A 24,023-nucleotide genomic window follows, 5' to 3' on the forward strand; every position below is an offset into this window, starting at 1 on the left:
GAACGTTTCAACTACATTAAAACACAAACATACGCATTTATCAACGAAAAATGCTGGAATAGACTTCGACAAATGTTCGGGATTTACTGCATGTTTTCCGAGTCATAGATGTTAACATTCGTTTACATGATCTCCATACTAGCTTTACATCTCCTTATTACAATAGTCCTTAGTCTCAGGACTTTTCGATCATCCACTTATCAGGAGGCAACTGGAGATGCACGCTATCTTTCGCCATTTATTTACTCCCTTTTCTCGCTTACACAGGCAAGTGCGGCTCCGTACCAAGCTGACGATCCCACTTCTGTTCATCCTGCTCATTTCTTCTGGGATGATTGGCTGGACCTTTTACACCCAGGCAAAACAGGTGATGATTTCGCAAATGGAGTCCCGCCTTGACTCAGAGACGGACAAGACCACCGAAAAAATTTCGCTTTTGAAGTTCACTTTCGCTAGCGACGATCAATCCTACCAAAAGCGCCTTCAATACGAATTGCAGCAGCAAGAAAGCAATCTGTCTCAGGAAGGCTTGATACTCCAGCAATATCTGGTCAAAAATGGAGCTTTTCATCCCATTGAAAACGTGACAAAGGGCGCCATTGAAATCCCGCAAGATATCGCGAAACGAATGGAAGCCGAGCGATTCGGCGTGATTCATGTCCCTGTCGATGGTCACATACATACGCTGGCCTTTACGCATTCTCCTGAGGAGAGCTACATATACGTCATAGACGTTTTGCAGGAATCCTATCTAGGTCCTCTCCATGAGATAACCAAAATCATCGTGATGACCATTTTCGCTAGTCTGGTCCTTTCTTTGTTGCTGTGCCTTCTGGTTGTGAAGGGGATTACCGCGCCTTTTCAGACGTTGATTTTGGCCATGCAACAGGTCAGCTCGGGCGACCTCACCCATCGTTCCCTTTTACAAAACGAGGGTCCAGAGATTCGTGGAATTTCTAACAGCTTCAATCACATGGTGGAGCAAATGTGTGAGATTATTGCCGAGATCCAACTCATGATTGTGGAACTGAACAAAGGCGGCATCGCAATCAGGCAAACAGCCGATGAAGCAGGCGATCATTCATCGATGCTGTCTTTTCGTCTCGATACAGTCAATCAAGGCGTCGAACAAACAGCTGCCTCAACAGATGGTGCCAGCGCCTCTTTTCAGCACATCAAGCAATCGATGGATGGACTGATTGCGCGTATTTTCTCTGTGATTGAAGCGGGTAAAAAGATGCAGACAGTCACCCACCATGGACAAAATCGTATCGATGATTTGAACACGATGATCAATCGCTTCTCCCACACGTACACACAGGTCGACACCCGCATGACAGAACTGCGTCGACAATCAGAATCTATTGGACATGTTGTTCATCTGATCCAAAATGTGGCGAAGCAAACCAAGCTTCTCGCTTTAAACGCGAGTATTGAAGCGGCCCGTGCTGGAGAAAACGGACGCGGATTTGCTGTCGTGGCAAACGAGGTAGCCAAGCTTGCCAGCGAGTCGGAAAATGCCACAGTAGAAATCACGCGACTGATGGACGCTGTTCAGGAACAAACCCATGAGATTTCCTCCGAAACCTCACAAGCATCCGAACAGCTTCAGCAAAGCCTGCAAAAGCTTTCAGAGGCTGCATCTGCTTTTCTTGAGCTTCGACAAGCTGTCGACCAGACAACGGGAGAGCTGCATATTGCCAATGAGGGGTTATCCGACATAACCGAAGGCTTGCACACCGTAGACATGGCATTCGATGCGTTTGTTGCCGTTTCACAAGAGACAAAAAGCAGCACAGAAGAAATGTTGGTCGCCTCGCGCGAACAGCTCACTTCTATTGAAAAATCACGTCAATTGGCAACAGAGCTTCTATCCTTATCTGAGCGGTTGCAAGAAATCAGTGATCGCTTTCGCGTTGCCTGAACAAGATGAGCCTCCCCCTCCGGGCAGGCTCTTTTCGTTTGTTTATGATAAACTTGTCAGTGGTACAACCAATACGTGAAAGAAGGAATTTCAGATGTTTCCATTTGAAGTGTCTTTTCCTACCAAAATTTACTTTGGCATAGGCGAACTGGAACGTTTGGGCCAAGAAGCAAAATCATTAGGCCAAAAAGCATTGCTCGTTACAGGCGGCAATGCTGCCAAACGTACAGGACTTTTGGACCGCGCCAAGGCTCTGTTGCAGGAAGCTCAAGTGGCGTATCTTGTTTTTGACAAAATCGAACCGAATCCGCGTACCGCAACGGTTGATGCCGGAGCTGCGCTTGCGCGTGAGCATCAGTGTGACTTCATTCTGGCTATCGGTGGCGGCTCCGTAATGGATGCCTCCAAAGCGATTGCGGCGGCAGCCGTTTCCGGACGCCCGATTTACGATTACATGCGGGGAAATCCGAGCGGTTCTGGTCAATTACTGGTACCCGTTCAGGAAGCACTGCCGATCATGACCGTCCCGACAGTAGCCGCCACAGGTTCGGAAGCAAACCATATCAGCGTCCTGACTCATTGGGACACGCATGAAAAATCTTCGATCAACGGTCCAGCACTTTACCCGAAGATTGCCATTCTTGACCCGTCTGTCACCTTTACCGTTCCGGCTCGCGTCACAGCGGAGTCTTGCGCCGATATCTTTTCCCATCTGTTTGAAAACTATTTGATCAGCGCGGAAGGGACCCACGTTCAGGACGGGATTTCCGAAACACTCATTCGCCTCGTCGTCGAGCACTCCATCACAGCGATCCAGCAACCAGACAACGCTGAAGCACGATCCACCCTTTTATGGGCGAGCACGCTGGGCATCAGTCCCTTCGCTGCTGGCGGTCGCGGTGCTGGCATGCCGTTGCACGGAATTGAACATCCACTGAGCGGAATCTATGATATGGCTCACGGTCGTGGACTGGCGATCCTGTCCCTTCCTTATTTCGAACAGGTGATATTGCAAGACCGTCCCGAGAGACTAGCCCGTATGGGACGTCATTGTTTTGGTGTTACGATGGAGAACGAGGGCGAAGCAGCACGAGCAACGATTGATGCCGTTCGCCGGTGGTATGAGCGCATGGGAATCACAGAACGTCTGTCTGACTTCGGTGTGACCAAACAATCGCTGGCCCAAATGGCCGAAGAAGCAGTTCGCATCGGCGGACGCGGAATCGGGTATCTGCCTAGCTCACGAAAATTGAATGAATCCGATGTAACCGCGATCTACGAGGCTTGCCTGTAATCGAAGCATCAAACACACTGGCGAGCCTTCGCTCAGTTATGTAATAATACAAATTAATCATTAATCAAAATTATTTTACTACGGAGGTTACCACCATGGCAGATCCACGTATTAATGAACTGGCAAGCCGTCTCGTCCGTTACTCACTCCATTTGCAAAAAGGCGAAAAAGTTCTGATCGAAAATACAGGCCTGCAACCTGAACTCGTTCGTGCACTTGTGCGTGAATCATTTGCAGTTGGGGCTCTGCCTCTGGTCACCCTGAAAGACCAGGAAGTCATGCGTGCACTCTATCAAGGCACGAGCGAAGAACACATGGCTCTGATGGCAAAATACGAGTATGACCGGATGAAGGACATGGACGCTTACATCGCCATCCGCGCCTACGACAACATCAACGAGTATGCCGACGTACCAGAAGACAAAATGGGCATTTACGCTCGCGTCCTGTATCAACCTGTACATACAAACGAGCGCGTTCCGAACAAACGCTGGGTTGTACTTCGCTACCCAAACAAGTCGATGGCACAGCTATCCAAAATGAGTCTCGAGAGCTTTGAGGACTTCTACTTCTCCGTCTGCAATCTGGACTACGCGAAAATGTCCGCTGCCATGACTCCGTTGAAAGAGCTGATGGAGCGCACTGATCGTGTACGCATCGTCGGTCCAAAAACGGACCTGCGCTTCTCCATTAAAGGAATCAATGCCATCAAGTGTGACGGCAAACGCAATATCCCGGATGGCGAAGTATACACCGCTCCTGTACGCGATTCCGTGGAAGGAACGATTTTCTACAACGCGGCATCGATCTACAACGGCATTACCTTCAATGATGTGCAATTCACTTTCAAAGAAGGCAAAATCGTGGAGGCGACCAGCTCCAATACTAAAGCATTGAACGATATCCTCGACACGGACGAGGGCGCACGCTATATCGGAGAATTCGCGATCGGCTTCAACCCGCACATCCTCCACCCGATGCTGGACATCCTGTTTGACGAAAAAATCGCGGGCAGCTTCCACTTCACGCCAGGAAATGCTTACACAGTAGCAGACAATGGCAACCGCTCCTCCGTTCACTGGGACTTGGTCCAAATCCAACGCCCTGAATACGGTGGCGGAGAAATCTGGTTTGACGATGTGCTGATCAGAAAAGATGGGCGCTTTGTATTGCCAGAGCTGGAAGGCTTGAATCCGGAGAATTTGATTTAAACGAAATGAATGAAAAAATGGGTTAGGGAATGAGGTTCCCTAGCCCATTTTCTATTGTTCAGAGAAAATAAAGTATGAGACTGATGCTGATATTCTTATTAATCCTACCAAATTTTACGGGTATCTTTCACCGGTGAATCTCTGTTATTCTAGGTCATGCCAAACAAAACAGCCGAAACTTCCTCTCGAATGGAAGTGCGGGGGATCTTTTTTACTTGCAGATGAGAGATCTGCATGGGGTGAATCGCCAAAGTGCGTAGGGTTGTTTCCTCAATCCGAATCCGTCAACTAACCTCGTAGGCCAAAAAAAGGAGACGATGTGAATATGAAACGCCTTGGTACTGTTGCAATCGCGACATTGGGATTGGGATTTGTTCTTTCCGGCTTTTCTAACACAGCTTCTGCAGCTACCACATGTCCGCAATACGGATATCAACCATATATGCAACCTGTCCAACCGCAAATGCAAGCACCTTACGCAGCACCAGCGAATCAACAGCAGCCAGCTCAACAGCCAGTAAAACAAGCTAACCAACAAGTGGATGCTTCCTCTGTTGGGAAGCAAGTAACTGATTTGGTAAACCAAGAGCGTGCAAAAGCAGGTTTGAAGCCAGTGGAACTGGATGCTTCCCTGAATAAAGTTGCACAAGCAAAAGCGGCTGATATGTCCAACAACAACTACTTTGACCATACAAGCCCTACGTATGGCTCTCCATTTGACATGATGAAACAATTCGGTGTATCTTCTATGACCGCGGGTGAGAACATCGCCATGGGTCAACGTACCGCTGAAGAAGTCATGAACCAATGGATGAACAGTGAAGGACACCGTCAAAACATCATGAATCCTTCCTTCACCAAAATCGGTGTAGGCTTTGTGAATGGATACTGGGCACAAGAATTCATCGGATAATGAAATTTGGATATAAATGCCGAGTCCTCTAGCGGGGACCCGGCTTTCTTGTTTTTTCCCAGCCTTGTCTGGAGTGGCCTTTGAACATCTATCAATCTCCGTGAAAAGCCAACAGCTAGCTTTATACGCTTTATTCAGATTTACTTCCCATTTCTAGTTCGTTTGTCTTTTCTTCAACCACCGATTCCGCACCTTCTCGAATTTTTTCTACAACTTCTTCAGATTTGAGTTGCTTGTGCGAAGGAAGTTCTAAAAAAGTAGAAGCACGTCGATCGAGCCACAAGCTTTCCTCACCTTCCCTATCAGTTGCAACGAAGATAAACCCACCTGCATAACTAAAGTACGTAATGTTTACATCTTCCCCGAGTGTATTTTTCATGTTCTCGTAAAGGGTAAACAATTCAGGACCAGTTTTTTCACCACCAGCCATGATTGGCTTTGTATCTGTTGCTAAAACTATACCTTTTACTTCATCCCCTTCCATAATGAAGGAAAGTTTTTCATCCGTTGAAGATAGTAATCCTTGCATATTCGTATCGTTGTATTTACGTATTTTATCCGCTTCTGGTAAAACAGCTCCCTGAATTGAAAAATCCGAAAGGGTTACATTACTACTCAATTTGCTTAAGGGTTCATTCCCTTGGTTACGTGCCTGTTCCATCTTTTTATATGCCTGTAGTGCTTCCTTATCCCCTTGGTTAATGGCCCCAGCCCAAGTAGCCGATGATATTCCAGCAATAACTACCGCACCTATCAATGTCCATGTGTTTTTATTCATAACTCCCCCGAAGTTAATTTGTCCCGTTACAAGAATATTCTACCAAATATTGAAGCGTCTCCATTTTTTATTTTTTCCATCCTTTCATCCATACGGCAGCCTGACCTCAAAGCATGTTCGAATCAAATCACTTTGGACAGAAATCGTTCCCCGATGCTTCTCGACGATATTTTTGGCAATAAACAGGCCGAGTCCTGTGCCTCCCCCTTGATGCGTTCGCGCTTTGTCGCCAGTAAAAAACATTTCAAAAATATGCGGTAGCGCCTCCTCTGGTATCTGGTCACCGTAATTCATGATTTGCACAACCACTTCATCGCCCTCACGATAAGCGTTCAAATCGATAAATTGGCCATCTCCCCCGTAGCGTATCGCGTTGGTCAGTATATTCTCAAATACGCGTGCCAGCAGCTCCCCATCTCCCACGATCACTAATTGGGCAGCAACCGTACACCGCGCGACGAGCTCATTTTTCTCAAAGGAAGGATACAGCTCTTCATTTAACTGGACTAGCAATTCACTCAAATCAATGACCTTTTGCTCGATGGTAACCATGCCGTAATTCATTCTGGTAATTTCGAATAGCTCATCAATCAGCTTTTCCAATCGATGCGACTTGGTAAAAGCAATTGTCACATAATGCCGCATCTGTTCATGTGGCATCTGCTCATCTCGCAAAATGAGATCCAGATAACCCAGAACAGATGTCAGTGGTGTACGCAAATCATGCGCCAGATTCAAAACAAGCTGATCCTTGCTGTTTTCGGCGAAATCCCCTCTTTCTACCGCCTTTTGCAGCATTTCGCTGGCTGTATTAATATCCTTGGCGATTTCTGCAAACTCATCATTGGATGGAATATGGACATGCCGTGTAAAGTCTCCACTCGCGAGATAATGAATGCCCGTAGAAATCTCCCGAAAGTAACCAGCATACCGTTTGGTCAGAAGATAAAAAAACAAGATCGCAATGGGAGCAAAGACAATCAAAAAGAAATTGATATCCCCCATCTCCCTGATGAAATAACGAACCTGGGCGAGCGGATCTTCGTACTTAACCCCCACCCGATAGTAAAACTGGAGCACTTTATAGAGCAGATAGGTTACGATAGCGGCCAGAAGCATGCCAAACCCAAGAAGCCCTAGCATTTTGAAACGAAAGCTATGTCTCCCCTTCGCCATGGAAAAAATGAACCACTCCCTATACTCGTTTTCGTCCAAAGATCAATCATGATAGACTCTTTTAACCCGTTCTCCCAAACGGCTTACCAGCTCGTTCGTAATGGTTTTACACGATTGGGCCATTTCCTCAGCAGTGATCTCCTCCTCTTGATCTCTGCCGATAAAGGTCACAACGTCCCCTTTTTGCACCTCTTCCATATCTGTAATATCTACAATAAGCTGATCCATGCAGACAAAGCCAATAATCGGTCTCCTTTTTCCTCTAATCAAGCAGGTAGCCCCCACTTGTGACAGCATGCGCGGAACCCCGTCTGCATATCCGATGGATACGATGGCAATCTTACTGTCCTTCTGCGCTGTGTGGGCGCGTCCATAGCCCACGGATGCTCCTTTTTCTACCTGTTTTACCTGCACAACTCTTGCTTTTAGTGATAGCACAGGTCGTAGGTCGACGCTTGTTTTTACCTTGTCTCCCTGCTTGCTCAACATCCCGTAGAGAGCGATCCCCATTCGAGCATAATCGTATTGCAGCTCCCCGTAATTCAGCACGCCGTAACTGCTTTGGACGTGCAGCTTCTGTGGATCGATCCCCTTTTCCTTCAGCTGATGGATCACGTTTTGGAAACGGGCGATTTGATTTTTCGTGTATGCGATATCCGAGGCTTCCGAACTGTCAGCCACACTCAGATGCGTAAAGGTACCGCCTACCTGCAAATGCTTATATCGATACATGGACGCGATTTTTTCCGTGTGTTCCCAAGATTCCCCGAGTCTCCCCATCCCCGTGTCGATCTTGATATGAACAGGGATTTTCACGTTGTAGCCATTCAGTTTTTGGGCATATTCGTCATCTACTACGGTTTGCGTCAGTTTGAAACGGGCGATTTGGCGTATACGACGCTCATCCGTATAGCCAAGCACCAGAATCTCCCCTTTTACGCCCTTCTTCCGTAGCTCGATTCCTTCATCGATTGTGGCAACGGCGAAGTGATCAATCCCGAGCTTGTTTAAGAACCTCGCGATTTGCCATCCGCCGTGACCATATGCCTGCGCCTTAACGACTGCCATCACTGCACAATCCTTGGGGAGAACCCGCTGGATTTCCCTGACATTATGTTGGAGGTGCGGGAGATGGATATCAGCCCATGCTCGCTCGATTTGATCCGGTTTCCCACTTCGAAGGCGCTGGATCACCTTCATCGCCATCACAGAAAGAACAAACGACAGCACTGTGACCAGCGTAAAATGCACCATGCTGTTTTCAACAAGCGGCCCTGTCAGTCCCGTCACTTTGGCCGCCCCGCGACTGAGCACAATACACAGTGGATGAATGACATAAACATACAGGCTCAGCTTTCGTAAAGTTGGGCGATTCTTGCCTTTCCAGAACAACAAAAGTTGAAAGAGAAAATACATGCACGGTATCAAAAAAATATACATACTATCATGGCGTTGCAGCTGATAAGCGTGCAAAAGCAAGCCTTCCATTACCAGCATACTTCCAAACAAAACAAACCCGATAGCATACGTTGCGACCTTGTTCTTTTTCCGTCTGCGGTTATGGGCAGTATTGGCAATCATCCCTCCCATGACAATAAACACAGGGGCAAAAAATATGCCGTTCCGCGTGTAATCAAACAAAATAAACATCGATTGGTAGATACTGTCCACGTACGGACTCATCTGTACCAAGCCAAAGTAGCTGTCTCCCAATAGCCCGATGCCATACAGCAGCAAAGTCACCCAAAATGTATTCCATATCGATAGTCTCGTATATAAAAAAGTACTGATACACACTCCCAGCATAATGCCAGGGAAATACCACAGATGATACAAGGTCCCGTTAAACAAGAGGTCTTTCACTGCTGAAAATACAGTAAATCCATCCGTAAAATACCCTGCATACACATTCACAGGAAGATAGAGAAGGATCGAAAGCAAATATAGCCTTCCTACCTTCCATAAAAACGGCTTTAGCATAAACGCATTTCTGTTGCGATCTGTGCCAAGCTTTTGCATGAAGAAAAATCCTGTGCACATAAAGAAAAATGGAACTGCCACCCTGGCTATTATCCGTGTCAGTGTAAAATCAGCCCATTCGCTTATGGATAGCAGCGGAGAAGTATGAATGGCGATAACAAGAATCGCTGCCATGATTCGGAATCGATCCAGCCCGCCATACTGCTTTTCACTACCCACGTTCATTACGTGCCTCCTGATGAAACACCGTAATGATAAATCCATCCACGTTATTGCCCGATATTTCGTAGCTCTCACCAGCCACAACCGGGATGTGCGTAACTGCATCAGTAGCCTTTACATAGTAGATTTCAATGTTCTCCTCATCTACTCGCAAATGCTCCTGATGGAATTCGTAGTTTTTCACATACTCGATATACTCTTCCAGACAAAGCTGGAGCTTTTCCATCAAAACAGCATGCGGGTAGCCCACATACCGAAAATGCCAAGGCTCATCCGAAATCCCTGTCAGCTGCTCTTTGTCTTTGTCGTAGCGTTTGATAAACCCATATTGACTGGCGCGCTGCCGAAACATTCGGCATACGCCGTGATCGGGAAAAGAAGGGCAAATAAAATCGATTACTTCCTTTTTCTCCCCTACATCTATCGCAAGCCCTGTCTGATGCTCACTTTCATTCGGGCGCGCTACAAATTTACTGGTGAACACCTGTCCATTTTCCAGCAAGGATTGATCATAGATATCCGTTTGTTCCGCCTTACTGCGAAAGCCACTGACAGGCACGATTGTATGCTCTGCGTTGCAGGCTTTCAGCAGCTTGGCAAACATCGTTGCAGCCGTGTTTTCCAGCATCATATTGTTGTGTGCCCCATCAATCAGCCGCATGCGATTCAGTAGGATACCGTCGTCTGTTTGCCAGCGGATTGGGTATTGGCGATTCACCAAAATCAGATGACCGTGATGCAGATTGTCGCTGTTCAATGTAACCGTAAAGACATGAGGTTGAGGTTGTGTCATCGGTTAGTCCTCCTCCAACGCTAGCATAATCAACGTATCAAGAAGCTCCTTATAGGAAATCCCCGCAGCACGCAGCATGCTTGGATACCTGCTCTTCGAGGTAAAGCCGGGGATCGTATTCACTTCGTTAAACACGATATCCCCGTCTGGTGTGACAAACATATCCACGCGAGCGAAGCCACGACAGCCAAAAACCTGATAGAGATGGGTCGCTGTTTGCTTGATTTTATGAGCGAGCTCTTCGTCAATTCTTGCTGGGACATGGATATGGGCAGTCTCCAATGAATACTTTTCTGTATAATTGAAGAAGCCTTGGAGCAATTCGATCTCATCCACTTCCCCTACAATAACCTCACGATTTCCGAGTACCGCACAGCCCACCTCAAATCCTGCGATGTTTTCCTCGATGACTACTTTGTCATCATGCTGGAGGGCGTTTTCTATCCCGAAGAACAATTCTGACGGACTGTATGCTTTCGTAATCCCAATAGAAGACCCTGCTTTTGCCGGTTTGATAAACAAAGGAAATCCCAGTGCTTCGGTGGCAGAGTGAACAGTTGCAAGATCCGTATTTGGATACACGGTAACGGATCTTGGCGTTTTAATACCGGAGCTTTCTGCCAACGTGTGGGCGATATCCTTGTCCATACAAATCGCCGAGGATAGCGTGTGACAACCAACAAAAGGAATTCCGGCGAGCTCCAATAACCCTTGCACCGTTCCATCCTCTCCGTTTTTGCCATGCAAAATCGGGAATACCACATCAACCTTCGTGACCGTCATGGCACCGTTCTCCTGTGTAACAATTCCCCGCACCTGTCTGCAAGGAGAGAGAAAGGCAGGCACACACTTCTCACTTTGATGCCAACTGTCATTCCGAATGCTTTCGATGTTGCCGGTATATCGCAGCCATTGCCCTTCCCTCGTAATTCCTAGCAAAATCACCTCGTATTTTTCAAGACACAAGCTCTCCAGCACCGAACTCGTAGATTTAAGCGATACTTCATACTCCGAAGAACATCCCCCAAACAAAATTGCGACAGTCAATTTCTTCATTAGATTCACTTCCCCTTTTCTTTAGTTCACGTAGCTTGTTACAATCACGCCGCCTATGTTGTCACCCGAAATCTCATAGTTGCTCGAAATCGGAACATTGATCGTCATCTCTTGATCGACAGGGTAGTAGTTAATTTCGTAGATTTTCCCATCATTTGTCACGGAGATACTTCTTTTGTCTTTTAGATAGTCCAAGTATTCTTCCAGCGAAAAGTTATTCTCCTTCATGATCGCGCTATGCGGCAAGCCGACATATCGGAAATGCCAAGGCTCAAATACCGTTCCTGTAATGGCTACCTTGTCTTTCGGGTAGCGCAAAATAAAACCGTATTTCCAAGAATGATCTTTCAGCCACTTGCCTTCAGGGGCGTGCTCCATTTTCATTTGCGTCGATCCAATATCCAGCGCGGAACCTACATTATGTTCGCTATAACCGCTTGGCATCGCGATCGCTGGCCCCATTTCTTCATATAACTTCTCTTGTTCTTCCTTACCTCGATAACCGCTGTTCAGGATAAAGTGACTCACGTTATCTTGCTGCGCAGCTTTGACCATCTCCAGGAATACTTTGGCTACACGCTCCGACACTTCGAGTCTATGATCGAGCAAAGTATAGCCTTGTAACAGTTCTTCATGCTCAGACAACCGAACCACATCGTTTTTTACCCCTGCCTCATGAACCGGATAGTCTTTATTGACCAAGAGAAGGTCTCCCTGATAAATTTGATCTTTTGTTATTTGTATCGATTGGTACTCCACACCGATAGCCTCGCTCACTGTTTCCATATGTCCTCCAACATTAGGTGGCCCTTCTGTTACTTTTTGGAAAACGATATATCCAAACAGCGATAAAATGACAAGCCAAAAAACCCTCTTTTTCATTCACAGCTTCCTCCTTCACTTACACATCTAGGATAGGGAAAACTGTTAAAATAAAAAGTAGGGTAAATCTTAAATAATTTTAAAGATGTCCAATCATTTTTATAAAGTTGCTTAGCTGGATAGAGAGGAGGTCAGCAGTCTAGCATGAATAAAACAGACCGTCTGTTGGCAATCGTTCTGGAGCTGCAGCGAAAAGGTACGTTGCGCGGAGAAGATTTGGCCGCGACTTTTGAGACGAGCGTCCGGACGATTTATCGTGATATGCAAGCATTGAGTGAAGCCGGCGTCCCCATCGTTGGGGCACCGGGTCAGGGATATTCGTTAATGGAAGGGTATTTTCTGCCGCCCGTCAGCTTTTCGGTAGAAGAAGCCGTTGCACTTTTGATCGGAGCAGACTTGGTCGAGCAAGCATTTGACCAAAACTTTGGAAATAGCGCAAGAGCCGTACAACGCAAAGTAGAAGCGATCCTGTCTGCGGATGTAGGCGAACAAACCAGACGTATCCGTTCAACCTTTCGCCTCGTAAGCCCCAGAGCAAACAATCTGCGCGAACAAGAAAAAGCGCATGCGCAGCTCCTCCACGATGCGATCATTAGTGAGCGGAAGGTGCGGTTCCGCTATCGGAGGGGCACGCCTGGGGAGAGTGACGATCGTGAAACAGTTCGTGATGTTGCTCCATACGGTCTCGTTCTGGTTCGTGGTTCTTGGACACTGCTCGCTCATTGCGATCTGCGACAGGATATTCGTCGATTCCGCCTGTCCCGCATGAGCGGCCTGATCGTTTTGGAAGACCGCTTTATCCTCCCTGACCATTTCCATTTTGCTGATTACAAGCCTCTCGACGATCGGTACTTGGAGGTGCAGATCGTCATCAGCCCAACTATCGCTGATCGGGTAAAAGAATCGGGTAATTTTTTTATCGAAGAGATTACGGAGCATCCGGACGGCTTTCTCGTTAGATTGCGCGTCAGACAAATCGAAGAAATATTGTCTTGGGTACTTGGGTTGGGGGCAGATGCGGTTGTTCTTACGCCTGAATCCTTGCGTAGCCGAATACGCGAAGAAGCCCAAAAATTATTCGAACGCTACTGACATACTGCTGTCAGTAGCGTTCGAATATGATAAGAGCAAGAAACCAAGAGGAGCTGATTCGCCCATGAATACAAAAGAAATCGTAACCAAATTCGAAGACGTGACAAACCACTACCTGCATGAATTAGAAGGCTTCACCATGGAACAACTCTTGCAAAAGCCAAGTGAAGAGGAATGGTCGATCGGTCAAATGTACCTTCACTTGATCCAATCTGCCCGGTATTTTCATCTGGGAAATGTCGAGAAGTGTAGACAAGGAGGTCCTGCTGTCACAGAAGCAGGTGCCCAAAAATCCGAGATCGGGCAGACGATATTTGCACAAGGTTCCTTCCTTCCCGTTCGCGTGAAAGTCCCTGCCTCCCCGGAGTACACACCTGCACAACCAGAGAGTAAGGAGCAATTGCGTGATGGACTCATCAGCGTGCTCGCACAAATGAAAGAGCTGGAACCGACTCTGGACGAAATTCCTGTGCATCACACGGTGGCTCACCCAGCCTTCGGTTCATTGAACGCAAAGGAATGGTTTGCCGTGGTAGAAATGCACTATCGCCATCACCTGCTCCAGCTCAATCGACTGAAGGGCTAGTTTTTTCTCCAAACATCCCCGCAAGCTTTTGATAGGTCGGCGGAAACTCCGCCTGATAGCGCAAGAAGGACGGGATCGGATAGCGGATTCCGCCTTTTTGTGTTCCCACTAATCCCTCCACTAGCTCGGCGGCATCGCGAAAATGAAAGCTGAAAGCCATCTCATGATCTTGTGTCTGGGCAAACAATCTGTCGCCATAACACGGTACGATCACTTGCGGCTGTCCCGTCTGGATCGGCTTGATCGCGATGTCCGCACAGTCGGCCCGACTGGAAAAGGTAGAAGGAATCGATCCACCGCGCTTGTACAGCATCCCCGCCACCAATCGCATGACCTGTGCCGCATTGCCGTAAATCACGACGACATCCGGCTCAATCTCTGCCCGCTCCAGCGGAAACGATACGTAGTAGCCGCTTTCTTCTGCTGAAAATTTCGGGACATCCAGCTCGCTTTTCGCCCCATTTTCCAATGAATCTGTATACATCCCACAGGCGAGATGACCCTCTGTATAAAACGCCGGCTGCTCTTCATACCCAAAAGCCACCTGCGCGATCGGACAGGACAAATCGGCTCCATTCATCGCAATACTCCAGCCATAACGGCGAGAAAAACCAACAGCTTGGCAAATCGTAATCGGATAACCCAGATCACGGACAGGTCGCTTTGCCTTTGACGGCAGAGCTGCTTCTTCTTTTCGGATGCTAACTCCCACAGGAAAGGTCTCGGTCCTCACATACATTTGAAGCGCTTGATTCAGCTCGATGGCGTTCATTCCAGTTTCCCCCTCGTTTTTCACATTCACCACTTATACTCGGAATCTTTCGTCTTTTTCGCCCGAAGTCCTGTCACTCCCTACATTTTTTCCAAGCTTACAACATCGTAAGGTAATGGAAAGGTTTATCGATAGGGAGTCGAAACGATCCCTGTTAGGATAAAAGAAGACTACACGTATTACTTGGGATGGCTGGAGGGTTCACAATGAAAAAGTTCGCATGGCTGGGCACGGCGCTTCTCGTCTTTCTGTTAATGGGATGCTCCTCCAGCTCACCAGATACAGTGCAAGGGCTCGGAAAAGAAGAAGCGGGGCAAATCGCTGCCGCCGCTGTTAGACAATATTATCAGGTGGATGTTGATACCACTGATCGGGAAATCACGCTGGAGGACCCAGCCAATTCGGTATACAGAGGTGTACCTGTTCACGCCATACTAAAACGCGAACCTGTGAACGGCGATGTCCATGGCTTTCACGCGATCATCGAACCGAGGTCTAAGCAAATTCTTTCCCTGTCGATTGACGTTATTGGAATAAACGGAGAAATAGCGACAAAAACGATGACAGAAGCAGATTTGGAAAAGACGGCATCTGATTTCATCCGCTCGAAAAACCTGCTTGCGGCAAACAGCTTCCAATTGGTGAAAGCTTCTGACGCTCATTCCAATGACGCCAAGCGTTACTTTTATTACACGGATGGCCTAAATGACGTGGCAATCGGAGTGGACCCAGGCCTGAAACAGGTCGTTACGTTCACGTATGATTGACGTACCCTAACTCTTTCCCTTTCCATTTACAGTGGGTTCTCCGTTGCGAGAACCCACTGCTGTTAGTTTCCGCTGTATTTATCCTCAATTTCCTCTCTCATTTCCTGATAGGTCTCGGTTGTGAGACTCACCAAGTAATTGGTAAGCTCCTGCTTGGACTGTGTAGCCAACGCTTCTCTTTCTTGCCTTTTCCCAGTAAGGTACTCCCTCGCCTCATTGCCAATCTTGCCGCTCGCAGATAAATACTCGATCGCCGTTCCGATGTTCAGGCTCTCTCGCCAGTTTTTCTCGTACCAGTCCCGGTCGTAAGCATCCACCCATTTCTTGCGGTCGATCAAGACAGCGTCAGCTTCTGTCAAAGCATCCCGTTTCCACTGCTCCCACTTCTGGGCAATTTCTTTCGCACGTTCCAGCTCTTGCTTGAACTGCTCACGATTCGTCACATTTGCATACAGACCTTCTGACGCGTGGGCAATCTCTTTCAATTGCTTCTGCCCTTCTGCATTCACGTCAAAGCCAATGACGTTCAACAACGGCATAATTTTGGATTGGGACAATTCCTTGGCTACTGCCACCGGATTGCCATCACATGTCTCGATACCATCACTGACCAGGTAGATGACATTCGTGTTTTTATCCGCTTCGAATCCTGCCAAATCCTCCTGTGCGAGACGCAAGGAGTGCGCAATAGATGTCCAGCCCGTCGGCTCAAACATGTCGAGTGCTTGCTCAAGTCTCTTCGCATCGTAGGCTTGCAATGGATAGACCATCTCACTACTGCCACAGGAAAGCTGCTTATGTTCATCAGCATTACTCCCCTTATGACCATACACGCGCAGCGAGATTCTCGCCTCTTCAGGTAGTGCTTCCGCGAATTCCTGAATCGCTTCCTTGGCGAGCTGCATTTTCGTTTTGTCCCCAATTTTCCCAGCCATGCTGCCGCTCGCATCCAGAATGATTTCTACGTTGAAATTTTCCCGAAACTGAAAACGGGCGTCCTCGATATCTGGACTCCCATACGAAGCCATTCTCCAGCGGTCCACAACCATCTGGGGACTGAGGTAATCCTCCGCGAACAGGGTGAGCAATTGATTCCAGTACAAATCCAAGTAAGCATCATTCATCCCGTCGACCACGGTAGGCATTTTATCCAAGACCTGTATGATCTGCGCTCGATGCGGATAAGCTGCGTGGAAAAATTGTGTGCCAGCAAGCGGTCCAGGCTGTGAAGCAATCAATTCCTGTGTCGTCTGCGGCCCTTGATTTTGCCCGATCCCTGTACCCGCTCCTATCGCGCCCAGTGAACAACCCGAAAGCAGCAGCATGATCAAGATACTGTTGAAAAAGAGCGACATCCGCATTTTTGTGTTACGCATTCGGTCGTATCCTCCTTGCCTTGTTGCCTTGCTGATTAGATCGCCGCGTTTTTCTTTCTGATGAACGCCAGATGATTTCTTTTGATAAAAGGCATACCGATCGCGAGGATGAGCAGCTGCAACGGGAACTCTTCTCGATAAAATGAGCCGATGATCGTAGCTGGTACGATCAAGGCGTAGAAGTAAATCATCATGTATCGCCAAAAGCGCTGCCAGCTTCGTTCCTGTCTGGACATGGCTTACACCTTCCTTCTCGTTCACTTGATCATCACCGACTCATTTCTTTTCGACGCAAATGTTCCATGCCAGCCTGTTCAATATACGGAAGGGCAAACATAAAAAAGAGCAGCGCATACGGGAGTTTTTCCCCCAACGCCATGAACAGACAGGACATCGGCAGGAAAACGCCATAGATGATCACCGTCACTACATTCCAGAATCGCTGCATTTTTTGTAGCTTGCTTGTCATGCCATTTCCTCCAATGTTCGCCGTTCCTACATAGGAATATGCAGATTCACCCATCCGCTTACTTCATCAATAAAACCGATCCTTCTGCTTTCACCTGTCTGGTAGATTTGCTCGGAATAGGCGGGAATGAAGTCAAACCCCATCGATTCCGATTCGTACTTTACAGAAGTTGTTACTTCAATCCGATTGTCACTGTTGAACAATTTGACGGACGAACCGCTGAGCGTTGCCTTGTTATCCGATAGCACTTTGCGCACTACGCCCGGAATTTGGCTGGCCGCGTTTTTCAACCCTAGACTTACATATGTTTGCAACTCAACACTGCCCGGCAATTCGTTGCTCAATACCGAGTCAATCGCGCCAAATTCAATTTCACTTTGAGACCAATCGGGGTGCGATGCTCTCATCTTGCTCTTGGCAGCTTCTAGTTTGAGGCTGAGATAATTTTGGTCATAATACCGATTGGGTGACGCATCATATACTTTAATAGCCGTATCCATCTCATCATAAATATCCTTCACCGCCGCAATACTCGCCTGCTGCGCACTGTTCGATGCCTGCTCCTTGTCTACAAAAACGGTCGAAAAGTTGAAAAGCGCAACAAACACCAGCATGAAGATAAACCAGTAAATCGTCAGGGTGAAGATCGTCATATTTCCACGTTCATTTTGCAAGTGACGCAGTATACGTACCATCTAGTTCATCACCCTGCTCTTCATTTCTCGATCAAAAGAGATATATCGGTCTTCCTTTTTGATATAAAGCCAGTCAGGAAGAAACCCCAGCTCCATCTGCACGCCGACCTTGGCGGTAAAATATCCGCTGCCATCCCATGTGATACCGCCTCCATTGTAGGAAATGTAGCCTCCAGCAGCATCCACCACGTTCTTCGCAGCTTTCATAGCTTCACCCGAGTTCCCCGTTATGGCGTACACCTTCGCCGCCTCATTTGCCGCCGACTGAGAGATAATTACACCGTAGACGCCCACAAGAAACTGCCAGCAAATCAGCATGATCAGAAAGACGAACGGCAGTATGGCGATAAACTCTACGGTGACCGAGCCCTTTTCATTGGAAACGATCTTCTTCAGGCGCATTCTTCGCTCATCTCCTCTCGAACTTATTTGCAAGCTACCTTTCATCGAGCAGCAATCCCCCTGCTATAGCTGCTTCCGCTCTGGCCGCCTCGTCCTTCCATTTATTCACGTACATCATGAACATGACCGCAAAAAACGGAAGAACAATCACATTGAGCAACAACTCGATAAACATCACCGCCCCGAAGGTCGCCGTAATCGACGTGACGAGGAACAAGCCCGCCATACTGATTAGCCATTCCACCACACTCACCAGTAGCAACAGGCCAAAGATTTGGAAAAAATGCTTTTTGCCCATTTCCATGGCAGCTCGCCAAGAGCGCCAAGCCGATTGTTTTTTCAGCACCACCAAAAACGGTGTCAAATAGAACAAGACCATCAGAATCAAACCAGGTATCATGAACAGCATCATTCCTGTAGAGACAAGAAAGCTAAACACGATCCCAAACACGAATACGGAAAAGCTGTGTTCAAAAAAAGTCCGAAATGCCTTACGAATCGGACGCTCATCGCCGTCCAGATCACTTTGAACATACTGGGCAAAAGGAATCTGGAGGATCAGCAAAAACAGAAGCAGTAAAAACAGATTGAAAAAGCTTGCGACGAATTTGGCGCCCGTGATCGCCGCAATCAAATTCAGGTAGTTCAGCGTAAAATTGTGGATGATAAAAAATGGAACCACGAGCACGGCGGACAAGAGCAGCAAAGATTCGATGTTCCGTGCATAAAAACGAATGCTTTCTTTGAAGGGATGCATATGGGTTTCTCTCACCTTTCCTGTTATGGGTTTCGCAGTTTATCCATCAGCCCGTTTTCCAGGATGGTCATATTAAGCTTCTCGTGGGCCTCCCGCAACTGTTCAACCGAATGGAAAGACTCATGTTTCCCTGTCGTATGCGTCTCAAAGCCTTTCACGGATTCATCGGCAATATTTCGCAGTGTTTTGTCTTTGTAAACGGAGAGTAAGTCACTCAGCTTTTTTCGTTTCTGCTCCTGTATCCGATCCAGTTCTACTCGATTGGACTGGAAAAGCTGGTAAAGCCGATCCACCGAGTCTTTGATCAGCACCTGCTTGCGAATGCGATCATACAAAATGTAGTCGGATTCAAACAAAACATCCCGTAATGCCGTTTCTTCTCCAGCGATGACGTAGTTGCGCGCGAAAAATTGATTGAGCAGATCCATCCCTCGAGTATAAATAGCACGTAGCTGGTCCCGGCTTTCCATCATGGTTTTGCAAACGTCGATCAGCTTCTCTGCATCTTGCCGAAGCACCGTGTCCATCTTATCCTGGTAGCTGGGCAAAAGCGCCCTCAGATACTCGTATTTTTGCTCATACATCTCGGTCGGCTTCTCTTTATCCATGGCCAGATTGTTCTTAATCTTGCGCCCCGCATGTGCATGCACCAAAAACAGCTTCACGACAGGCTCTGCTTCATGGCGGCGAACTACTTCACCATCCGGTCGCAGCACCAGGTACCCGACAGCGTCTTTTTTCCCCCATTTCCAGTACGCTACATGATAGTAATATTGTCCGTTTACGTAGGCTGGGTAGTTATACAGCTCTGTCCTCTCTAAAAAACGCTTATTCCGCTCGATTTGAGCCTGAACCTGTGGTGTATTCACGACTTTCATAAGCAAGGACCTCCGTTACGCAAATAAGGATTTCACCCAGCCAACAGCTTTTCCGACCCCATCCCGGATTCCACGGGTAATCGCTCCTCCAGCTAGCTTGTCAGCGTACTTCACGAGCTTACTCAATCCCCACAAAACCGCACCGGTGACAACAAGCACTCCACCTACGGCCTGCCCACCTGGTATGACGGAAGCAATGACACCTGCATCCATCAGCACACTGCCGAAATTACCGACGCCATCCACAAATTTCTCATTTTGCGTGGCTTCATTCTGGCTTGGATCAAACGCCATGCCAAAGGTGCCGACCGTATCCATGATGTCAAACGGAAGGCTGATTGCTGCTACGCCCACATTTAAACCTTTCACGATTCCCGGCATTCTGACGCCGGACGGATTTGCCGAATTCGTCAGCTGACCACCTTGGAAAATATCTCGAAAACTGTTATTCGGCAATTGTGCCAACACAAATTGATAGTTGCCCCACGCGCTCATCCCGTCGAGTGAATCGACACCCAAGCCTGTTACCGTGTTTACATACGGCGTATTCTTGAAGGCAAGATCAAGGCCTTTTATAGCCAGATCTCCCAAGAACATGCCTTTGCCACGAAGTCCCGCTGCCATGTCTACTTCGCCATTCATAAGCAAATCAGCACTATATGCCAGCGTTCCGCCCATGACGTCCTTGAACGTCCATTTGACTGCACCGTATTCCAGCGTCTCCGTCATCGGTTTCGAACCGTCAGAGTTTGCGTTGGGTGGCTGCATTTCTATATTCGTTGTCGGGGCGTTTGCGTTTGGCGCTTGCGGGTTCGGTTGATTGACATTTGGCGCTTGCAGGTCCGGTTGATTGACGTTTGGAGCCTGAAGATTTGGCTGCTGCCAGTTCGGCGCCTGCATGTTCGGCGCCTGCATGTTCGGTGCCTGCAGATTCGGCTGCTCCCAGTTTGGTGCCTGCACATTCGGCTGTTCCCAGTTTGGCGCCTGTATGTTCCGCTGTTCCCAGTTTGGCGCCTGTATGATCGGTTGCTGCCAATTTGGCGCATTGTAATTCGGCGCTTGCAGGTTAACAGATGATGCCAGAGCCGCAAGCGGAAGCAGATTCATCAAAAGAATCAGAAAAGCAAAGGTAGCCGCTGCAATTGGGCCTCTAATCCATTTCCTCACTTCACAAACCTCCTTTTGGAGATTTCGACTTTAGTTCGTTTTCGTATTCTGAGCAAACTTCTTGTTTATCGCATTCACGGTTTCCTTATAGGACTTATCGTTCAACGAATCCAGAAAGTCCTCCAATTCGTCCGCCTTTTTCTTGGCTATATCCTTCTGTTCGTCCTTCATGGTTCGGAGACGATTGGCAAGTTCATCCGGAATCATGTCATCCGCACCCATGGTCGTAATGGCAGAATTCATATTGTAGCTTTCATCGCCAGCAATGATTCTCCAGTCTGCTGCAAACGAACTGATGTCTGTCTTACGTGATATGCGTGTGTCAAAAGCCTGATAGAACGCATCTGCTTTCCACTTTTTCCATTTGTCTGCAATCTCTTTCCCACGATTGAATTCTTCCTGTAATTCTTTTTGATCCTGAATCAGTACGTAGCGTCCTCCTGCTGCCTTGGCCACTTCTTTTAGCTGTTGCTGCCCTGGGCCGTCCACGCCAAAACCAATTACGTTAATAATCGGAGTAATGGCTGATTGGGAAAGTTGTTTTGCTGCTTCGGCGGGGTCTCCGCCGCATGTTTCGATTCCGTCGCTAACCAGGTAAATCATATTGGTGTTTTTGTCCCCTGAAAATTTGCTCAAATCCTTCATGGCTTCCTGCAAGGAGTAGGCAATCGGGGTATATCCCGCAGGCTGAAACTGATTCAAGGAACTCTGTAGTTTTTCTTTGTTGTAAGACTGCATTCCGTATACCAACTCACTGCTGCCGCAGGAGAGCGCTTTATCCGACTCTTTCCCGCTGCCCTTATGTCCGTATACGCGCAGAGCCACATTGGCCTGTGGCGGCAATGATTCAGCAAAGGCTTTGATGGCATCTTTGGCAGCCTCCATCCTCGTCTTGCCGTTCGCCATTGCACCCATGCTGCCACTTGCGTCAAGAATAATCTCCACATTGTAGTTTTCCTTGTACTGGTAGCGAGGATCTTCGATTTCCGGACTTCCGAAATAATCCATCTTCATATCATCAATAATTTGTTGCGGATCGGGATAGCTCTCCGCGAACAAACCTAAGAGGGCAAGGTAATACAGATTCGTGATTTCTTCGTCTGGATTTTCAATATAAGGGAATTTCTTCAGTTCCGTTTCTATCTCTTCCTTGTTGTCGTCATACGACTTCCCCGCAAAAAGCCCAGGAGGAGTGTTCAAAAAATCCTCTGTTGTTTCCCGTTTTAGCAGGAGGCCAGCCTTTACCATTGCCTCCAACGCTTTTATTTTTTCTTCTCTGCTCAACTCAGTGTTCGTTTCACCAGTCTTGTCTGGAGGCTGTTGTGTTTCTGTGCCTGATGGAACAGAGGGTGGCCGCCCATCCGTGGTCTGTGGAGTTTCCGGTTGATTTCCTGCCTCTTGTGAACATGCCGTTAGCAGGCTAAAAAGGAGGATGGCCGCAATAATTCCCTTCACAAATCTCATCGACTGCTACCTCCTGTTTCCTACAGATTTACTATGTATGTGTGGCGGTGAAGGAAAGCCCTTCACCGCCAACTTTTCCAACGTTTGTAATCAAACAGCATTCACTCAGATTACTTCCCATCCAAGTCTCCGATGATATTGCCAAGCGTTTCACCAATTGATTTTCCCACACCATCAGGATTACCTTTGAAGTAAGTGATTACTGCTCCAAATACGGCGATCACCACACCTGCCAGCGCGATCCATTCAATGGCTTGAGCACCTTTCTGATTTTGCAGAGCCCCTTGGACTTTTACATACAGTTTTTGCATCATGGTTTTCATAAAAAATCTTCTCCCCTCATAGTTAAAATGAATTTGATAAGACATATTGTTTACATTACTCATCCCATCTTTGTGACGGGCATCACCTCCCATAAAGTCAAAACATACATTATGGCATGATGCCAGAGAACAAATCGAGGTTCTCTAAAATATTCAATACCATCAAACCGCCAATCAGAATAATCGCTGTAGGAGTCACGACAAACGTGGTGATCAAGGTTACTTTTGGCGACGCCTTTGCTGCCTTTTCCTTGATCAGCTCTTTACGGATTCTTCGCATGTTTTCGGCCTGTGCCTTGAACGTGACGGCAATCGGTACTCCCAGGCGCATCCCCTGAATGAGCGCTTTGATCAGCATTTGAAACTCCGGATTATCGTTGCGTCGAAGCAGTTGTTCATACGCTTTTTCCCTCTGTACACCCAGATCCAGCTCTTGATTGAAACGGGAAAACTCTTCCCGAATCGGTCCGTCAAAAAACTTGATGACTTCGCGCAATGCCTGATCGAGACTTACCCCCGCTTGCAGGGTGACGCTTACGGTGTCGAGAAATTCCGGCAGGTCATAACGAAGCTGATTTTGACGATCCCGGGCTTTGTTCTTCAGCAAAAGGATGGGCAGAAAGTATCCAATCAACGGCCATGCGATTAGGCCCAGATGCGACAAAGGAAAGCCAAGAATGAAAAACAGCACGCCGGCAATGATGCCGAGCAAAGCCATGAATATTTTGACTCCTTGAAATTGGGCAACTGTCAAATCTAGCGGGCGTCCAGCCTTCAGGAGCCAGTCCTCAACCTCATGTGACTCACTAAAAAAGTTGATGCGCTGACCCATGACCGCATAGTCGTCTCCATACCTAAGCAGGCGTTTGACCAGACGTTCGGATGAGGTTTCCTTCTTGCGCACTCCGTAGTTTTTGTGTCCGGTCACCTCATGGACATGTGTGAGCAGTTTTTGCTTCTCGATGGAGTAGCGATACCACTCCTTCAGACAGATGGCGAACAGCAAGAGAAACAAGAACACGCATGTAATTATGAGAGCATCCATG

General features: G+C 47.7%; 25 protein-coding genes and 1 riboswitch. Of the genes, 7 read left to right on the top strand and 18 right to left on the bottom strand.

Annotation, left to right across the window (positions count from 1 at the left end; translation table 11 throughout):
* Positions 1–217: 217 nt before the first annotated feature.
* The 4 genes from HPY31_RS18115 (at position 218) to HPY31_RS18130 (ending at position 5,342) form a co-directional block, all read left to right on the top strand.
* Positions 218–1,924: a methyl-accepting chemotaxis protein gene (locus HPY31_RS18115; protein ID WP_172141849.1), complete on the top strand. Its 1,707-nt coding sequence runs from the start codon at positions 218–220 to the stop codon at positions 1,922–1,924.
* Positions 1,925–2,018: 94 nt separating this feature from the next.
* A complete protein-coding gene (locus tag HPY31_RS18120) occupies positions 2,019–3,218 on the top strand; it encodes an iron-containing alcohol dehydrogenase (RefSeq protein ID WP_172141850.1) in 1,200 nt (399 codons plus the stop codon).
* Positions 3,219–3,313: 95 nt separating this feature from the next.
* A complete protein-coding gene (locus tag HPY31_RS18125) occupies positions 3,314–4,429 on the top strand; it encodes an aminopeptidase (protein ID WP_172141851.1) in 1,116 nt (371 codons plus the stop codon).
* A 160-nt stretch (positions 4,430–4,589) separates the two neighbouring features.
* A riboswitch (cyclic di-AMP (ydaO/yuaA leader) is annotated at positions 4,590–4,747 on the top strand.
* A gap of 7 nt (positions 4,748–4,754) precedes the next feature.
* Positions 4,755–5,342, top strand: a complete 588-nt coding sequence (locus tag HPY31_RS18130) for a CAP domain-containing protein (RefSeq protein WP_172141852.1) — start codon at positions 4,755–4,757, stop codon at positions 5,340–5,342.
* Positions 5,343–5,472: 130 nt separating this feature from the next.
* On the opposite strand, the gene HPY31_RS18135 is transcribed toward HPY31_RS18130, so the two are convergent.
* From HPY31_RS18135 to HPY31_RS18160, 6 genes are all read right to left on the bottom strand, one after another.
* Complete coding sequence (locus HPY31_RS18135; RefSeq protein ID WP_172141853.1) at positions 5,473–6,120, bottom strand: hypothetical protein; 648 nt, start codon at positions 6,118–6,120, stop codon at positions 5,473–5,475.
* A gap of 84 nt (positions 6,121–6,204) precedes the next feature.
* A complete protein-coding gene (locus tag HPY31_RS18140) occupies positions 6,205–7,296 on the bottom strand; it encodes a sensor histidine kinase (RefSeq protein WP_172141854.1) in 1,092 nt (363 codons plus the stop codon).
* A 42-nt stretch (positions 7,297–7,338) separates the two neighbouring features.
* Positions 7,339–9,501, bottom strand: a complete 2,163-nt coding sequence (gene vanT / locus HPY31_RS18145) for a serine racemase VanT catalytic subunit (protein ID WP_172141855.1) — start codon at positions 9,499–9,501, stop codon at positions 7,339–7,341.
* A complete protein-coding gene (locus HPY31_RS18150) occupies positions 9,488–10,291 on the bottom strand; it encodes a M15 family metallopeptidase (RefSeq protein ID WP_172141856.1) in 804 nt (267 codons plus the stop codon). Before HPY31_RS18150 ends, vanT begins: the two co-directional genes overlap by 14 nt.
* A 3-nt stretch (positions 10,292–10,294) precedes the next feature.
* Positions 10,295–11,347 (bottom strand): D-alanine--D-serine ligase VanG, encoded by a 1,053-nt coding sequence (gene vanG, locus HPY31_RS18155; RefSeq protein WP_172141857.1) that lies wholly within the window; start codon positions 11,345–11,347, stop codon positions 10,295–10,297.
* Between the two features lie 21 nt (positions 11,348–11,368).
* On the bottom strand, positions 11,369–12,229 hold the full coding sequence (locus tag HPY31_RS18160; protein WP_172141858.1) for a M15 family metallopeptidase: 861 nt from the start codon (positions 12,227–12,229) through the stop codon (positions 11,369–11,371).
* Positions 12,230–12,373: 144 nt separating this feature from the next.
* On the opposite strand from HPY31_RS18160, the gene HPY31_RS18165 reads away from it, so the two are divergent.
* Together HPY31_RS18165 and HPY31_RS18170 are read left to right on the top strand one after the other, a co-directional pair.
* The gene (locus HPY31_RS18165) at positions 12,374–13,321 is read left to right on the top strand and encodes a helix-turn-helix transcriptional regulator (RefSeq protein WP_172141859.1); all 948 of its coding nucleotides are present in this window, start codon (positions 12,374–12,376) and stop codon (positions 13,319–13,321) included.
* Positions 13,322–13,385: 64 nt separating this feature from the next.
* The gene (locus tag HPY31_RS18170; RefSeq protein WP_172141860.1) at positions 13,386–13,907 is read left to right on the top strand and encodes a DinB family protein; all 522 of its coding nucleotides are present in this window, start codon (positions 13,386–13,388) and stop codon (positions 13,905–13,907) included.
* On the opposite strand, the gene HPY31_RS18175 is transcribed toward HPY31_RS18170, so the two are convergent.
* Positions 13,888–14,679, bottom strand: a complete 792-nt coding sequence (locus HPY31_RS18175) for a DUF169 domain-containing protein (protein ID WP_172141861.1) — start codon at positions 14,677–14,679, stop codon at positions 13,888–13,890. The two genes, HPY31_RS18170 and HPY31_RS18175, sit on opposite strands and share 20 nt — an antisense overlap.
* A gap of 206 nt (positions 14,680–14,885) precedes the next feature.
* On the opposite strand from HPY31_RS18175, the gene HPY31_RS18180 reads away from it, so the two are divergent.
* Positions 14,886–15,446: a putative periplasmic lipoprotein gene (locus HPY31_RS18180; protein WP_142498410.1), complete on the top strand. Its 561-nt coding sequence runs from the start codon at positions 14,886–14,888 to the stop codon at positions 15,444–15,446.
* A gap of 62 nt (positions 15,447–15,508) precedes the next feature.
* On the opposite strand, the gene HPY31_RS18185 is transcribed toward HPY31_RS18180, so the two are convergent.
* The 11 genes from HPY31_RS18185 to HPY31_RS18235 form a co-directional block, all read right to left on the bottom strand.
* The gene (locus HPY31_RS18185; RefSeq protein ID WP_172141862.1) at positions 15,509–16,822 is read right to left on the bottom strand and encodes a VWA domain-containing protein; all 1,314 of its coding nucleotides are present in this window, start codon (positions 16,820–16,822) and stop codon (positions 15,509–15,511) included.
* 35 nt (positions 16,823–16,857) lie between these two features.
* Complete coding sequence (locus tag HPY31_RS18190) at positions 16,858–17,058, bottom strand: hypothetical protein (protein ID WP_016740298.1); 201 nt, start codon at positions 17,056–17,058, stop codon at positions 16,858–16,860.
* A 32-nt stretch (positions 17,059–17,090) separates the two neighbouring features.
* Positions 17,091–17,291, bottom strand: coding sequence for a hypothetical protein (locus HPY31_RS18195; protein ID WP_231850549.1), 201 nt, complete (start codon positions 17,289–17,291; stop codon positions 17,091–17,093).
* Between the two features lie 26 nt (positions 17,292–17,317).
* Entirely contained in the window at positions 17,318–17,986 is a 669-nt protein-coding gene (locus tag HPY31_RS18200; protein WP_172141863.1) for a Tad domain-containing protein, read from the bottom strand.
* Positions 17,987–18,388, bottom strand: coding sequence for a TadE/TadG family type IV pilus assembly protein (locus HPY31_RS18205; protein ID WP_172141864.1), 402 nt, complete (start codon positions 18,386–18,388; stop codon positions 17,987–17,989). It abuts the gene before it with no gap.
* 34 nt (positions 18,389–18,422) lie between these two features.
* Positions 18,423–19,145 (bottom strand): hypothetical protein, encoded by a 723-nt coding sequence (locus HPY31_RS18210; RefSeq protein ID WP_172141865.1) that lies wholly within the window; start codon positions 19,143–19,145, stop codon positions 18,423–18,425.
* A 23-nt stretch (positions 19,146–19,168) separates the two neighbouring features.
* Positions 19,169–20,023 carry a hypothetical protein gene (locus HPY31_RS18215; protein WP_172141866.1) on the bottom strand — a complete coding sequence of 285 codons (855 nt, stop codon included), beginning with the start codon at positions 20,021–20,023 and terminating at the stop codon, positions 19,169–19,171.
* A gap of 15 nt (positions 20,024–20,038) precedes the next feature.
* Positions 20,039–21,190, bottom strand: coding sequence for a hypothetical protein (locus HPY31_RS18220; protein ID WP_172141867.1), 1,152 nt, complete (start codon positions 21,188–21,190; stop codon positions 20,039–20,041).
* Positions 21,191–21,220: 30 nt separating this feature from the next.
* Complete coding sequence (locus HPY31_RS18225) at positions 21,221–22,654, bottom strand: vWA domain-containing protein (RefSeq protein ID WP_172141868.1); 1,434 nt, start codon at positions 22,652–22,654, stop codon at positions 21,221–21,223.
* A 110-nt stretch (positions 22,655–22,764) separates the two neighbouring features.
* Positions 22,765–22,977, bottom strand: coding sequence for a hypothetical protein (locus HPY31_RS18230; RefSeq protein WP_016740291.1), 213 nt, complete (start codon positions 22,975–22,977; stop codon positions 22,765–22,767).
* 109 nt (positions 22,978–23,086) lie between these two features.
* Positions 23,087–24,022, bottom strand: a complete 936-nt coding sequence (locus HPY31_RS18235; RefSeq protein ID WP_016740290.1) for a type II secretion system F family protein — start codon at positions 24,020–24,022, stop codon at positions 23,087–23,089.
* Position 24,023 lies beyond the last annotated feature (1 nt).

The organism is Brevibacillus sp. HB1.3 (assembly GCF_013186635.1).
Lineage (GTDB): Bacteria > Bacillota > Bacilli > Brevibacillales > Brevibacillaceae > Brevibacillus > Brevibacillus brevis_D.

What these genes read in the sequence shown, in the direction of transcription:
- HPY31_RS18215 (WP_172141866.1), bottom strand. Translation starts at nt 20,023, where the DNA reads ATGAAAGTCGTGAATACACCACAGGTTCAGGCTCAAATCGAGCGGAAT.
- HPY31_RS18120 (WP_172141850.1), top strand. Translation starts at nt 2,019, where the DNA reads ATGTTTCCATTTGAAGTGTCTTTTCCTACCAAAATTTACTTTGGCATA.
- HPY31_RS18195 (WP_231850549.1), bottom strand. Translation starts at nt 17,291, where the DNA reads ATGACAAGCAAGCTACAAAAAATGCAGCGATTCTGGAATGTAGTGACG.
- HPY31_RS18135 (WP_172141853.1), bottom strand. Translation starts at nt 6,120, where the DNA reads ATGAATAAAAACACATGGACATTGATAGGTGCGGTAGTTATTGCTGGA.
- HPY31_RS18205 (WP_172141864.1), bottom strand. Translation starts at nt 18,388, where the DNA reads ATGCGCCTGAAGAAGATCGTTTCCAATGAAAAGGGCTCGGTCACCGTA.
- HPY31_RS18190 (WP_016740298.1), bottom strand. Translation starts at nt 17,058, where the DNA reads ATGTCCAGACAGGAACGAAGCTGGCAGCGCTTTTGGCGATACATGATG.
- HPY31_RS18200 (WP_172141863.1), bottom strand. Translation starts at nt 17,986, where the DNA reads ATGGTACGTATACTGCGTCACTTGCAAAATGAACGTGGAAATATGACG.
- HPY31_RS18125 (WP_172141851.1), top strand. Translation starts at nt 3,314, where the DNA reads ATGGCAGATCCACGTATTAATGAACTGGCAAGCCGTCTCGTCCGTTAC.
- HPY31_RS18180 (WP_142498410.1), top strand. Translation starts at nt 14,886, where the DNA reads ATGAAAAAGTTCGCATGGCTGGGCACGGCGCTTCTCGTCTTTCTGTTA.
- vanG (WP_172141857.1), bottom strand. Translation starts at nt 11,347, where the DNA reads ATGAAGAAATTGACTGTCGCAATTTTGTTTGGGGGATGTTCTTCGGAG.
- HPY31_RS18140 (WP_172141854.1), bottom strand. Translation starts at nt 7,296, where the DNA reads ATGGCGAAGGGGAGACATAGCTTTCGTTTCAAAATGCTAGGGCTTCTT.
- vanT (WP_172141855.1), bottom strand. Translation starts at nt 9,501, where the DNA reads ATGAACGTGGGTAGTGAAAAGCAGTATGGCGGGCTGGATCGATTCCGA.
- HPY31_RS18230 (WP_016740291.1), bottom strand. Translation starts at nt 22,977, where the DNA reads ATGAAAACCATGATGCAAAAACTGTATGTAAAAGTCCAAGGGGCTCTG.
- HPY31_RS18115 (WP_172141849.1), top strand. Translation starts at nt 218, where the DNA reads ATGCACGCTATCTTTCGCCATTTATTTACTCCCTTTTCTCGCTTACAC.
- HPY31_RS18165 (WP_172141859.1), top strand. Translation starts at nt 12,374, where the DNA reads ATGAATAAAACAGACCGTCTGTTGGCAATCGTTCTGGAGCTGCAGCGA.
- HPY31_RS18170 (WP_172141860.1), top strand. Translation starts at nt 13,386, where the DNA reads ATGAATACAAAAGAAATCGTAACCAAATTCGAAGACGTGACAAACCAC.
- HPY31_RS18160 (WP_172141858.1), bottom strand. Translation starts at nt 12,229, where the DNA reads ATGAAAAAGAGGGTTTTTTGGCTTGTCATTTTATCGCTGTTTGGATAT.
- HPY31_RS18175 (WP_172141861.1), bottom strand. Translation starts at nt 14,679, where the DNA reads ATGAACGCCATCGAGCTGAATCAAGCGCTTCAAATGTATGTGAGGACC.
- HPY31_RS18130 (WP_172141852.1), top strand. Translation starts at nt 4,755, where the DNA reads ATGAAACGCCTTGGTACTGTTGCAATCGCGACATTGGGATTGGGATTT.
- HPY31_RS18225 (WP_172141868.1), bottom strand. Translation starts at nt 22,654, where the DNA reads ATGAGATTTGTGAAGGGAATTATTGCGGCCATCCTCCTTTTTAGCCTG.
- HPY31_RS18150 (WP_172141856.1), bottom strand. Translation starts at nt 10,291, where the DNA reads ATGACACAACCTCAACCTCATGTCTTTACGGTTACATTGAACAGCGAC.
- HPY31_RS18185 (WP_172141862.1), bottom strand. Translation starts at nt 16,822, where the DNA reads ATGCGTAACACAAAAATGCGGATGTCGCTCTTTTTCAACAGTATCTTG.
- HPY31_RS18210 (WP_172141865.1), bottom strand. Translation starts at nt 19,145, where the DNA reads ATGCATCCCTTCAAAGAAAGCATTCGTTTTTATGCACGGAACATCGAA.
- HPY31_RS18235 (WP_016740290.1), bottom strand. Translation starts at nt 24,022, where the DNA reads ATGGATGCTCTCATAATTACATGCGTGTTCTTGTTTCTCTTGCTGTTC.